The sequence below is a fragment of the Williamsia sp. Y844 genome (assembly GCF_056786475.1).
The window spans coordinates 1,518,915-1,531,456 of the sequence record NZ_JBXCJB010000001.1 but is presented as its reverse complement, the minus strand read 5'-3'; the positions used below and the strand labels follow the sequence as shown (position 1 = coordinate 1,531,456).

12 protein-coding genes are annotated in these 12,542 nt (G+C 64.0%); 8 read left to right on the top strand and 4 right to left on the bottom strand.

Features of this window, described 5'->3' with window-relative positions:
* The first annotated feature begins 53 nt into the window (after positions 1-53).
* On the top strand, positions 54-890 hold the full coding sequence (locus tag AC1TQG_RS06730; protein WP_482136155.1) for an alpha/beta fold hydrolase: 837 nt from the start codon (positions 54-56) through the stop codon (positions 888-890).
* A gap of 9 nt (positions 891-899) precedes the next feature.
* Here the strand turns inward: AC1TQG_RS06730 and AC1TQG_RS06725 are convergent, their stop codons facing one another.
* Complete coding sequence (locus AC1TQG_RS06725; protein WP_482136154.1) at positions 900-1,640, bottom strand: SDR family oxidoreductase; 741 nt, start codon at positions 1,638-1,640, stop codon at positions 900-902.
* An 83-nt stretch (positions 1,641-1,723) separates the two neighbouring features.
* Here AC1TQG_RS06725 and AC1TQG_RS06720 point away from each other — a divergent pair, with 83 nt between their 5' ends.
* Positions 1,724-2,620: an RNA polymerase sigma-70 factor gene (locus AC1TQG_RS06720; RefSeq protein WP_482136153.1), complete on the top strand. Its 897-nt coding sequence runs from the start codon at positions 1,724-1,726 to the stop codon at positions 2,618-2,620.
* A gap of 10 nt (positions 2,621-2,630) precedes the next feature.
* Here the strand turns inward: AC1TQG_RS06720 and AC1TQG_RS06715 are convergent, their stop codons facing one another.
* Together AC1TQG_RS06715 and AC1TQG_RS06710 are read right to left on the bottom strand one after the other, a co-directional pair.
* Complete coding sequence (locus tag AC1TQG_RS06715) at positions 2,631-3,029, bottom strand: DUF3054 domain-containing protein (protein WP_482136152.1); 399 nt, start codon at positions 3,027-3,029, stop codon at positions 2,631-2,633.
* A 30-nt stretch (positions 3,030-3,059) separates the two neighbouring features.
* On the bottom strand, positions 3,060-4,199 hold the full coding sequence (locus AC1TQG_RS06710; RefSeq protein WP_482136151.1) for a lysylphosphatidylglycerol synthase transmembrane domain-containing protein: 1,140 nt from the start codon (positions 4,197-4,199) through the stop codon (positions 3,060-3,062).
* Positions 4,200-4,336: 137 nt separating this feature from the next.
* Here AC1TQG_RS06710 and AC1TQG_RS06705 point away from each other — a divergent pair, with 137 nt between their 5' ends.
* The 5 genes from AC1TQG_RS06705 to AC1TQG_RS06685 all read left to right on the top strand — a co-directional run bounded on the left by AC1TQG_RS06705 (position 4,337) and on the right by AC1TQG_RS06685 (position 10,413).
* Positions 4,337-5,599 (top strand): AI-2E family transporter, encoded by a 1,263-nt coding sequence (locus tag AC1TQG_RS06705; RefSeq protein ID WP_482136150.1) that lies wholly within the window; start codon positions 4,337-4,339, stop codon positions 5,597-5,599.
* Between the two features lie 8 nt (positions 5,600-5,607).
* The gene (macS, locus tag AC1TQG_RS06700) at positions 5,608-6,831 is read left to right on the top strand and encodes a MacS family sensor histidine kinase (protein WP_482136149.1); all 1,224 of its coding nucleotides are present in this window, start codon (positions 5,608-5,610) and stop codon (positions 6,829-6,831) included.
* Positions 6,831-7,505, top strand: a complete 675-nt coding sequence (locus AC1TQG_RS06695; protein ID WP_482136148.1) for a response regulator — start codon at positions 6,831-6,833, stop codon at positions 7,503-7,505. Before macS ends, AC1TQG_RS06695 begins: the two co-directional genes overlap by 1 nt.
* Positions 7,506-7,599: 94 nt before the next feature.
* A complete protein-coding gene (locus tag AC1TQG_RS06690) occupies positions 7,600-9,621 on the top strand; it encodes a DUF2339 domain-containing protein (RefSeq protein WP_482136147.1) in 2,022 nt (673 codons plus the stop codon).
* 135 nt (positions 9,622-9,756) lie between these two features.
* Positions 9,757-10,413 (top strand): TMEM175 family protein, encoded by a 657-nt coding sequence (locus AC1TQG_RS06685; protein WP_482136146.1) that lies wholly within the window; start codon positions 9,757-9,759, stop codon positions 10,411-10,413.
* Here AC1TQG_RS06685 and AC1TQG_RS06680 read toward each other — a convergent pair.
* Complete coding sequence (locus AC1TQG_RS06680; RefSeq protein ID WP_482136145.1) at positions 10,401-11,048, bottom strand: TetR/AcrR family transcriptional regulator; 648 nt, start codon at positions 11,046-11,048, stop codon at positions 10,401-10,403. The genes AC1TQG_RS06685 and AC1TQG_RS06680 overlap by 13 nt on opposite strands.
* A 65-nt stretch (positions 11,049-11,113) precedes the next feature.
* Between AC1TQG_RS06680 and AC1TQG_RS06675 the strand changes: the two genes are divergently transcribed.
* Positions 11,114-12,493, top strand: a complete 1,380-nt coding sequence (locus AC1TQG_RS06675) for a DHA2 family efflux MFS transporter permease subunit (RefSeq protein ID WP_482136144.1) — start codon at positions 11,114-11,116, stop codon at positions 12,491-12,493.
* Positions 12,494-12,542: the final 49 nt, after the last annotated feature.

Here is a 12,542-nt window from a genome sequence, read left to right as displayed (position 1 = left end):
GCCTGTCCCGCTTCATCCCTGCTCGTCTCACTGGAACGCTGAAAGGCGATGACATGCCGTACATCACTGTTGGAACCGAGAACGCCACGAACATCGACCTCTACTACGAAGATCACGGCACCGGGCAGCCCGTTGTGCTGATCCACGGATTCCCCCTCGACGGGCATTCTTGGGAGAAGCAGAGTGCTGCGCTGCTCGATGCCGGATACCGAGTGATCACCTACGACCGTCGCGGCTTCGGGCAGTCGAGCCAACCGACAGTCGGATACGACTACGACACCTTCGCCTCGGACCTGAACACCGTCTTGGAAGCACTGGATGTGAAAGATGCAGTACTGGTGGGATTCTCGATGGGCACAGGGGAGGTTGCCCGATACATCGGCAGCTATGGTTCCGGACGGGTCGCCAAGGCCGCATTCTTGGCGTCGCTCGAGCCCTACCTGCTCAAGACCGACGACAATCCCGACGGGGCCGCTCCGCGTGAGTTCTTCGAGGACATCGTCGCGTCCATCAAGAAGGACCGCTACGCCTACTTCACCGAGTTCTACGCCGGCTTCTACAACACCGAGGAGTTCCTCGGTACCCGGCTGAGCGAGGAAGCGCTGCAGAATAGTTGGAATGTCGCCGCCGGATCCGGGGCCTTCGCGTCGGCTGCTGCGCCGTTGACGTGGTTCACCGATTTTCGCGACGACATCCCGAAAATCGATGTGCCAACGCTGATCGTCCACGGCACCGCAGACAACATCCTGCCGATCGACGCCACCGGACGTCCGTTTTCGCGGCTGTTGCCCGAGGCGGAATATGTTGAGATCGAGGGTGCGCCCCACGGTCTGCTGTGGACGCATGCGGATGAGGTCAACGGCGTGTTGCTGAAGTTTCTGGCGCGCTGAAGGAGTTCCTCAGCGATACTTCTCGCTGAGGTATTGCTCAAATGTCATCTGTCCGAAAGGCGTTCGGGGAACCAGGTTTTCGCCGTCGGCAAACGCTTTGAAGAGTTTGCCGGGAAGGCGCAGTGGTACGGCAGGCCTGCGGGAACCGCGGGCGTCCTTCCATGCGGCGTGTAGATCGGCGGCAGTCCGTTTCTCCGGTCCGCCGATGTCGTCGACCCGTCCTGACGGCGCTTCGGCGGCGAGGTCGACCAGCCGCGTCGCGACGTCTTGCGGGGCGATCGGCTGAAACCGGATCGACGGGGTGATCAGAACCGGCATGAAGCGCTGGGCGTTGAACAGGCGCTCGACGAACGGATGGAACTGGGTGGACCGCTGCAACGTCAACGGCACGCCGGAATCCAGCGCCAGCGTTTCGATCGCGAGGCGCTGTCGATAGAAACCCATGGGGATCTTGTCGATACCGACGATCGACAGCAGCACCACGTGCCGGACCTGAGCGTTCGCCGCGGCGGTCAAGAGGTTCTCGGCGATCTGAATGTCTTTGGCGCCGTTGGTTGTCGCCAGGTGGATGACGGTGTCGACACCCGACATCGCGGTAGAGATGCCGGTGCCGTTGAGGAGGTCTCCGGTGGCCAGCCCCGGCCCGCTCCGGCGGCTCAGCGCCCGCACATCGTGGCCGTCGGCCCGTAACTTTGCGGTGGTGGGGGTTCCGATCGTCCCGGTGGCCCCGGTGATCAAATAGGTTGTCATCGTTCGATCCTCTCGCCGGCTGCGTTGCTTGGTAATAGTTGAGACCGATGGGGGTTCGCGTTTGTGACGAGAATAGGTTCGAAGTGACGCAGGACACGGCATTGATCGCATTCGAGAAGCTCCGGCCACGACTGTTCGGGGTCGCCTACCGGATGATGGGGTCGGTCACCGAAGCCGATGACGTGCTGCAGGACGCTTGGTTGCGATGGCAGGGCGCCGACCGGGACTCGGTGCGCAGTCCGGAGGCGTTCCTCACCACGACGGTCACCCGACTGTCGCTCAATGCACTGACATCCGCGCGAGCGACCCGCGAAACGTACGTTGGCTCGTGGCTTCCCGAACCGGTCTCGACCGCCGACGACCCGTCTCTAGGCGCTGATCGGGCCGAGGCACTCGAACTGGCGGTGGTGATGTTGCTCGAACGGCTCGAACCCGCCGAGCGGGCGGCCTACGTGCTCCGAGAAGCTTTCGACTACCCATACCGGCAGATCGGGGAGGTGCTCGCGGTCAGCGAGGCGGGCGCCCGTCAGCTCGCGCATCGGGCCCGCGGTCATATCGCGCGGGAGCGCGCAACCGAGATCGATCCGGGCGAACGAAATCGCATCATGACGGCATTCGTTGCCGCCGCGACCTCCGGAGACCTCACCGCACTCGAATCGGTGTTGACCCGAGACGTCGTCTCGGTCAGTGACGGCGGCGGCGTTGTCAGTGCGGCCAGGATGCCGGTGGTCGGCCGGGCCAAGGTCGCCAGGTTTGTGCTGGGGGCGATCGCGAAGTTCGCAACCGGTTCACGCCCGGTGCTGGTGGAGGTGAACGGAAGCCCGGCAGTCCTGACGGTGCGTGACGGTGCACCGGACACGCTGCTGGCGTTCGAGGTGGGACCCGAGGGAATCAGCAGGTTGCTGTTCGTCCGCAATCCACACAAGCTCGAACGGCTACGAACGTTGATCCCGCGCGAACGAGGCCCGGACTCGGTGTGAGGCCGCCGATTCAAGCGGTGACGGACCGTCGGCTCAACCTGATCCGGACACCACGCCATCCGAGCAGGAATATGCCCAGCACAATCGTGGCGACGATGATGAAGCTGAAGGCCACACCCTGATGGAACTGCTGACGCAACAGCATTCCGATGGCCACCGCCCCGATCCAGACCAAGACCCCGTCCGGGACCAGACGTTCGGGCCGGAAACCGTAGGTGTGGCCGTGGTCGGACCGCATGTGTGCGTAGAGATAGGCCAGCGACCAGCCGATCGCCGCACCGAGTGCAAACGGCCATGCGGTGCTGAAGACGCCCTGGACGGAGAGTCCTTCGTCATGATTCATCCGGCCGATGAAGGCGAAGACAACCACCGCCAAGAGATCTGCAAAGGCGGTGAACAATCGGCGCATACCCGCCACGTTAGCGGGCGCGCGGCGCGTTCAGCGAACCGCGTCGGGCGGCGTATCGCCGTTTTCGGAGCTCTCGCCTTCTGCCGACGCCGACTTGTTGCGGCCGAGTTCGGCGTCTATCTCGGCCTCGATCACTTTTTCGACCTCGTCGGGACTCTCCAGGGAGCGGTACGTGGTGCGGAACTTCACGAAGATCACCACCCAGCCGACCAGTGACACCAGGAGATAACTGATCATCCGGTAGACCAGCACGGCGGTCACCGCTTCGCCGGCACCCATGCCCGCCGAGGTCAGCGCGGGCACCAGAACCCCGTCCACCACACCGAGGCCACCGGGGAGCAGCGGGATGGCGGTACCCACGGCCTTGGAGGCCGCATACGCCACCATCAGTCCCGAGATGCTCGGCTGACCGCCGACGGCGTAACAGGCAAAGGCCAGACAGGCGACGTCGGCGACCCAGTTGAACAGCGACCAACCGAAGGCGATCGACGTTTCCTTGGGTTTGAGCTGGACGGCTTTGAGCTGCCGCAGGATCTCCTGCCAGCGTTCGACGCCGTGGTCGGACGCCTTGTCGCGCATGTTGTTGATCCAGCGCAGCAGCGTGATGCCGAGGCCCTCGATCGAATGAGGGTGCCGGGCGATGTACTGGGCGACGATTGCAAAGGCCAGGAAGCCGCTGATCGAGAAGATGATCGAAAACGGGCTGGTCTGGGCACCAGCCAGCAGGGCGCCACCGAGACCGAGGACGGCGAGTCCGACGCCCATCAGCAATCCGGACATCACCACCTGCCAGGAGGCGATCACCGGGGTGGCGCCCCATCTGCGGGTCTCGCGGTAGGTGAAGGCCGGGGAGAGGACCTGGCCACCGGGCATGGTTTGGCTCAGTGAGTTCGCGGCCAACACCACCGACAGCGACTGCCACTGTTTGACCTTGAGGCCTGCCGACCGCAACAACGCACGCTGGACCTGGGCGAAACTGTCCATCGACAGCATCGCGGCCAGAATGCACAGCGCAACCCACTCCCACTCGATCTCGTCGAGGTGGAACCAGGTCTGTTTGAGCTTGGGCCAGATCAGATAGGCCTCGACGCCCAGGATCACCAAAACGAGTGCGAGTGTCAGCCATCGCACCCACCAAAAGCGGCGGCGGGTCCTGTTCGTCGCCGTCATGGTCTGCAGCCTATCGGTCCAGAGTGTCCGACTTGGTGACCAGGAGGCATGAAGTTCTCAACTGACCTCCGGCAGACGGTGTCGTCTAGCGCGGTTGTCCAGCGCGCAGCGGGCACGTTCAGTCTAATGTTGCGCTGGTGAGCGAGGCGAAAAACTTGAGTAGTAGTGACGTAGTCGACAGCCACCCGGCCGACCGCCTCAATGTGCACCCCGTTGTCCGCGCTGCGGCCGAATGGTCCTGGCGACTGTTGGCAATCGCGGCCGGGCTGTTCGTGGTGTCGCTGGTCGTCTCGGAATACAAAGAGGTGTTCGTACCGATCGGGCTTGCGGTGCTGGGTACTGCGTTCCTTGTCCCGGTGGTCGATTGGCTGAACCGCCGCGGCATTCCTCGCCCGCTCGCGGTGCTGGGGACGTTGCTCGTCGCCATCGGATTGCTCGTCGGGGTCATGGCCTTTGTTGTCCAGCAGTTCATCGACGGGCTTCCGGAACTGACCGAGCAGATCACCAAAACCATCAACGAGAGCCGCGGTTGGCTGGTCGACGGACCACTCAATCTCGCCGATGATCAGATCGCGCATCTCGGCGATGATGCGATCAAGGTTCTGAAAGACAACCAGGACAAGGTGACCTCGGGCGCTTTGTCGACCGCCACCACGGTCGGTGAGATAGTCACCGGCGCGTTCCTGATGCTCTTCCTGATGATCTTCTTCCTGTACGGCGGTGGTCAGATCTGGCGCTTTTTGACCCTGGCGGTCCCGGTGAAGTCTCGCGAAAAGGTCTGGGAGGCAGGACGAAACGGCTTCGGATCGCTGGTTGGATATGTGCGGGCAACCGTGGTTGTCGCGGCAACGGACGCGATCGCGATCGGAGCCGGACTCGCAATCCTGCAGGTTCCACTGGCATTACCGCTGGCTTCGCTCGTGTTCATCGGCGCATTCATCCCGATCGTGGGTGCGCTGGTGACCGGCGGCCTCGCGGTGCTGGTCACCCTGGTCACGCAGGGTTGGGTTGCCGCCTTGATCGCACTCGCCGTGGTGGTCGGCGTGATGCAACTGGAAGGTCATGTGCTGCAGCCGTTCTTGCTCGGACGGTCGGTGCGGTTACATCCGGTGGCAGTGGTGCTCGGTATCGCCGCGGGCCTGATCACGGCGGGCATCGTCGGTGGTCTGCTGGCCGTTCCGGTCATCGCATTCGTGAACACCGCGGTTCGCACGTTGGTGGCGAAATCGCATCTGGTCGAATCCGATCCCGATCTTGCAGAGTTCGCCACGGTAGCCCGTGGCGAACACAATCGGATGTACGAGGCCGCTCCGGACAAGCCGAAGTGGGACGAACTCGATGCCATCGACGGTGATTCGATACCGGATGACAAGCAGGACAACACAGGCGATCCCAGCTGAGGGTGCCCGTGATCCGATCCTCGAGTACACCACTGCGATCAGCGGACACCGATGACGATCCAGTGGCGCCGCTGTGGCGTGGTGCGCAGGTCTTTCGTCTCCTGAGTTACCTCTACGCCTTGGGCTTTCAGCTCGCTGTCCACGAGGACTACGAACGGGTGGGCTGGAGCTGGTTCTGTTTCGCACTGCTGACGCTGTGGACGGGTGCCAGTACCATCCTCTATCTGAAGGGTCCCGGGCGCCGCTGGTTCTGGGTCGCCTGTGACCTGGTGGTGGCCTGCGGTCTGATCGTCGCGACCCGATGGCTGGCCTCGGCGCAGTGGGCCGCGGACAACCAGTCCTTTCCGACGACGTTGTGGGGGACGAATGCGGTTGTCTCCGCAGCGATCCTGGGCGGCCCGGTGGTGGGTGCGGTCTTCGGGCTGGCGGTCCGGGTGGCCAGTGCGGTGGCCAAGGGTGGCTACGACCTGAACGTCGGTCGCGATGCGACCGTGGTGGTGCTGTTGGCGGTGGGTGTCGGGGTCGGGCTTGCCGCCAATTCGGCCCGTCGCAATCATGAGCGGATCGGCCGCGCCTTGCGCCTGGCTGCGGCGGCGTCGGAACGGGATCGGCTCAGCAGACAGGTGCACGACGGGGTGCTGCAGGTCCTGGCCCTGATTCGCAGGCGGGGAGCCGAGATCGGCGGAGAGACAGCTCAGCTCGCTCAGATGGCAGGCGAACAGGAGCGCTCGTTGCGCCGACTGATCGCGGATATCGAACCGCCCCTGACGGGCCAGAAGACGGCCGAGGTGGATCTGCGCATGCTGCTGCGACCCCACGCCGATGATCTGGTGACGGTCAGCGAACCGGGGGAGGCGGTGCTGCTCGACCACTTTCGGGCCATGGAAATCGAGGCCGCGGTCGTCAACGCGCTCGACAACGCGCGGTTGCACGCCGGGCCGGGGGCGCGTACGTACGTCCTCGTCGAAGATCTCGGTGACGAGGTCGTGGTGAGCGTCCGCGACGACGGAGTCGGCATCGAGGAGGGGCGGCTCGGTGAGGCCGCCGTGCAGGGCCGGATGGGTGTGTCGCGGTCGATCGTGGAACGGATCGAGGCACTTGGCGGTACGGCAAAACTCGACACCGGTCCCGGTGAGGGAACCGAATGGGAACTCACGGTGTCAAAGGAAACGGGTTCTGGGAAGCCGGGTTTCGACAAGCGCGCGGACAACAAGAGTGAGGGGCGGTTCTGATGGCCGATGTGGGAGATCCGGGAGTGCTGCGGGTGATGGTGGTCGACGACCATCCGATGTGGCGCGACGGTGTTGCGCGCGACCTGGCCGACGCCGGGTTCGACGTCGTGGCGGTTGCCGACAGCGTGGCCGCTGCGGTCGCACGCGGGCGCGCGGTTCGACCGGATGTGGTGCTGATGGACATGCAGTTGCCCGACGGTAACGGGGCGCAGGCCACCGCTGAGATCCTCGAGACCTCGCCCCACACTCGGGTGTTGGTGCTCTCGGCGTCGGACGAGCGCGACGACGTGCTCGAGGCGGTCAAGGCGGGCGCCAGCGGCTACCTGGTCAAGAGTGCGTCGAAGGAAGAACTGTTGGCAGCTGTGCGGTCGACGGCAGCCGGACAGGCGGTGTTCACCCCGGGTCTGGCCGGCCTGGTGCTCGGCGAATATCGGCGCATTGCCCGCGACCCCGATCGGGCCATCGATGCGCCTGCGCTCACCGACCGCGAGACCGAGGTGTTGCGGTATGTGGCAAAAGGGTTGAGTGCCAAGCAGATAGCTTCGAAACTCACGCTGAGTCACCGTACCGTGGAGAACCATGTCCAGGCGACACTGCGCAAGCTGCAGCTGGGCAACCGGGTCGAGTTGACCCGCTACGCCATCGAACACGGCCTCGACACCGAACCGGGGTAAGTCCTCTCGCGGTAAATCCCCTCGCGGTAAATCCCTAGGTGAAGTGAGTAGTGCTACTCATCCGCGAGGACGCCCGCCCCGCGACGATCGATACATGACCCAACCGAACGAAGCTGTCATCAGCCGGCTGTCCACTGAGTTCCACTCATTGTCGAATCAGTTTGCTCGTGTGTCGGGCGATCTGAACGAACTGCACACTGTGCTCACGCAGCTCAAAGAGCAGCCCCAGCCGCAGCCACAGCCCCAGCCACAACCGCAGCCGCGGCCGCAGCCACAGCCACAACCGGTCCCGCCGTTTACGGCACAGTTTCCGCCGATGCCTGCGCCGCAGGCCTGGCAGCCGCATCCGATGGGGCCCGCGGCGCATGGATATGGCGCACCTCAGCCACCGAAACCTCAGCAGGCACCGAAGCCGCAACATGCACCGGCCGGTTCCTATTCATCGGCATACGGTGCCGCTGCCCCTCGCCGACCCGGACCTCCTCCGCCGTCGAAACCGACGCTGTGGCAGCGGATGACCGCCGAATCCGGGGGCGGTCTGATCGGAAAGATCCTCGCTGTCGCAGGTGTGACGGTGACACTGATCGGCGTGGTGATGATGCTGGTACTGGCTGCGCAGGCGGGCATCCTGCGGCCGGAGATCAGAGTCGCCGCCGGCGGTGCGCTGGCGATCGCGCTCATTGTGATCGCGATTCGGATGGCCGAGCGTCCCGGTGGCCGGGTCGGCGCAATCGCCCTGTCAGCCACCGGTATTGCGGCGGCCTACTTCGACGTTGTCGCGGTCACCCGGATCTACGATTGGCTGCCCGACTACGGTGGCCTCGTGCTTGCCGGCCTGGTCACGTTCACCGGACTGTTGTTGGCCCGTCGCTGGGATTCCGAGCATCTGGGGTTGCTGGTACTCGTGCCGGTCTTCGTCCTCGCTCCCGTCCTCACCGCGGGACCGTCGCTGTTGCTGGTCGGATTCATGCTGGCCATGACGATCGGATCGTTCCCGATCCAGCTCGGAAAGGACTGGATCTGGTTTCATGGGGTGCGTGCCGCCGCAAGCACGTTCGTGTTGCTCGCCTGGATCGTGGCAAGCGTTGTCGGGGACGACAAGCACCTCGTGCTCGGGGCCGTCGCAATGGCCGTCAACGCCGCATTCGGGATCATCACCTCGGTGGTCCTGGTGCGTGGCACCAAACTTCCGTCGCTGACGTCGCTGCTCGGCTGTGCCACGGTTCTTCCGGTCCTGTTGTCGCCCATGGTGTTCGACCGCCCGGTTGCCGCGGGCCTGATCTGGGGCGTGGCCGCACTGTTGCTCGCGGTGGCGTTGGCGGATCGTGAGCAGCAGAGCATCGGCCGGTACATTTACGTGACGAGTGCTGCATTGGTCGCGGTCATCGGAGTGGTGGTGGCCTTCGAGGGTCCGGTGATCGCGCCGGTGCTCCTCGCGATGTCGATTGTGATTGCACTAGCCGCTCGACACGATCGGGTCGGCCGGGTGATCGCCACGACGATCGGGGTTCTCGGAGGTGTCAACTACCTGGCCATCTCGCCGCCGGAGCAATTGTTCGAACCTTCTGAATTGGCTGTGCCCCAATCCGTGTCGGTGATCGTGGCCAGCATTCTGGTGATTGCTGCCATGTGGACCCTGATGTGGTCGTGGTACCAGGCCGCCGAACGCCATTCGGCGGAGAATGTTCAGACCTTCGGGATCCTCGTCGCGCTGGCCTCGCTGTACGCGGTGACCGCATTGACGGTGAGCGCCGGCGTCGCTCTCGGTGGACCCTCCGGAGGATTCCTCGGTGGTCACGTCGCCGCAACCATCTGCTGGATGATCGTCGCTGCCGGACTGCTGGTCATATCCATCTCGATCGCCAAGGGACGCAGGATGTTCGGTGGCATCGGACGAAATGTCGCAGTGACGGCCGGACTGTTGCTGACAGCGGCGGCAGTGGCCAAGTTGTTCCTGTTCGATCTGGCCACTCTCGACGGGATCTTCCGCGTCACTGTCTTCATCGTGGTCGGTCTGATCCTGCTGGCGCTGGGTTCCGGCTACGCCCGGGCGCTCGGTCAGGGTGCGACCTCTGCCGGCGATCAGCCCCGCAACCCTGTAGGTGCGCAGCACTGATCCTGTGGAATCCGTAAATCCACCCGTTCCAGTCAAAACCACACGTTGCATCATGTGGATTTGGCTGGAACGGGTGGGTTTTGTGGTCAGAAGGCCTGCCTGCGAACGCCCGGGGAAACGACTAGCTTCGAGAAGGTGACCGCCGAACCAAGAGGGACCGACAAAGGGCTTGACCGGCTCGTGTTCTTCACCGATGCCGTCCTGGCGATCGCGATCACTCTCGTGGTGCTGCCTCTCGTCGACGAGGTACGTGACCTCGACGGGGCATCGGTCGCAGACTTTCTCGCCGACAACCATTCCAGGCTCATCGCCGCCGCCGTGAGCTTCATGGTGATCGGCGCATTTTGGCGGGATCACCACCGCTTATTCGAGCGCGCGACCGGATACACGCCGTTGCTCCTGCGCGTGAACCTGATGTGGCTGGCGGGTGTGGTGAACATACCGCTGGCCACCGTCCTCTATGTGTCCGCATCCTCGGGTGATCGGGGGGCGATTGCCTACTATCTCGGCACGGTTGCGTTCACGATGATCATGACGCGCGTCGAAGAGATGATCCTGGCGCATGCCGGATTACTGACAGACCCGGGTCTGACCGCGAGTCAGATCGTGTCGAAAGTGCTGCCCCTCATCGTTATTCTCGTGGCGATGGGAGTCGCGATCGCGATCCCGCGCCTCGGGCTGTGGCCGGTCCTGGGTCTGATCGCCGCCGGGCCGATCACCAAGCTCTCCGACAAACTGCTCGGCTCGCGGGATCTCTCTCCGCCGGTGGGGGATACCGGTCAGCGGGCGTAGGCCCGCAGGAATGTATCGAGGCCGGAAGTCACTGCGCGGGTGAAGTCGTCGTCGCTGATCGCCAACGTTCCCAGTCGACTCATCTCGGGTAGTTCGGCGCTGATCAGGGCAAGGAATTGCCGGGCGGCCAGAGCGGGGTCGGGAACGGATAAGTGGCCGGCCTCGCCGAGTCGGGCGAGCTTGTCCGCCAGCAAGGCGAGCACCGGCGCGGCGGCATTGTCGAGAACGTATTGATAAACCGACGGGTCTCGGCCGACCGCCGCGTGCAGCTGTCGGTTGAGTGAGATGGAACAGTGGCTGCGCTGGCATTCGGCCAATTGGAGCGCGGCCTTTGTCAGGACCTGCCGCCACTGCCTGCAGTCGGGATCGATCTCGAGGACGGCTTCTGTGGTCCGAACGTTCAGGGTCTGGGCGGCGAACGCGACGTGATCGCGAAACAGCTGTTCCTTGCTTCCGAAGTGGTTGTAGATCGTCGGCTTCGATACCCCCGATTTGGCCGCAATCGCGTCGATGCTGGTGCGCTCGTACCCCTCGTTGTCGAAGATCTCACCCGCCGCTCGCAGGATGGCCTCACGTTTGTCCGGGCGCAGCCGGCGGGTCGCGGACTGCTCGCCGGTGACCTGCGTGGATGTCATGGTTTCTGATTCTACCTGCACCAATCTCTTGACTACACTAAACGGTTTAGTTTAGTTTTGTCGCCATGACCATCGACATGGAAAAGCCTGGGGCCGGAACGACGGAAAAGGCTCCGATGCTGATCATCGTGCTGTTGGCGCTCGCCGCCTTCATGGCAGTACTCGACGGCGCGGCCGTCACCACCCTTCTCGACCAGTTCGGCGAGTCGTTTGATGCACCGATGACGTCGGTGGTGTGGGTCGTCTCGGGCTACCTGCTGGCGGCCGCGCTGGTGCTGCCCATCTCCGGCTGGTTGCTGGAAAGAATCGGCGGGCGGAAGCTGATCGTCGGTGCGCTGGTGCTGTTTGTTGCCGGTTCGGTATTGACCACAGCGGCCTGGTCGATCGAGAGCCTGATCGCCTTCCGGGTTATCCAGGGCTTCGGCGGTGGGCTCCTCGAACCCACGTCGCTGAGCCTGGCCGCGGCGGTTGCCGGCAAGGAACGCATGGGCAAGGTGATGGGATTGCTCTCGCTGGTGATCAACTTTGCGCCCATCGCCGGACCGCTGCTCGGTGGTTTCCTGGGTGGCCCGGACACCTGGTACTGGATCTTCTGGATCAACGTACCGATCGGTGCCGTGATCGTGGTGGGTGCGGTGACGCTGCTTCCGAAACGGGCTCATGATGAGGTGGGCACCGCCGGCCGACCCGATATCCGTGGCCTCTTGCTGTTGTCGCCGGGCTTTGCCGCCCTGCTCCTCGCGGTAGAGCAATCGGGGAGTGGATCGCCTTGGCGGATAACGGTTCCCGCGCTTGTGGGGGCTGCCTTGCTGGCCGGCTACGTGTGGCACGCGCTTCGTGCACCCAAGCCGGTGATCGACCTCCGGATGCTCACCCGATCGCGCGGCTACGCGGCGAGTCTCGGTGTGATGGCCATGGTGGGCTTCATCATGTATTCGCAGCTGGTGATGTTGCCCGAGTTGGCCCGCAACGAGTTCGGGCGCGACGGTGCGATGGCTGGAATCATCGTCGCGTCCCTTGGCGTCGGACTGTTGTTCGGCATGAGCGTCTCCGGCGCAATGAGCGATAGGATCGGCCCGCGTCCGCTGGTGTTCGCAGGTGGTGTGCTCACGGCGGCACTGATGTTGTTGGTGGCGTTGACCATCGATGTGATCGCGCTGCCGGTGTTGCTGGTTCTGTACGTGCTGATCGGCGTCACCTTCGGATCGGTTGCCTCGCCGACCTTTTCCAACGTCTACCGGGTGGTCCCGGAAGGCGCAGTGCCGCAGGCCACCACGTCGCTGTTCATCACGGTCCAGCTGACCGCGGCCACCGGTGCGACCCTGATGGGGTTGTTGCTGTCGGAGTCGTCGACCAACTGGTCCTTGAACTTCGGTGTCCTCGCCGCTGTTGCGGGCACTGCCGGATTGATCGGGCTGCTGCTGCCGAAACGAGTGACGCAGTAGGGAATGTTGCCGTAGGAACCGGAGAAACATCGCGAAACCAGAACAGACC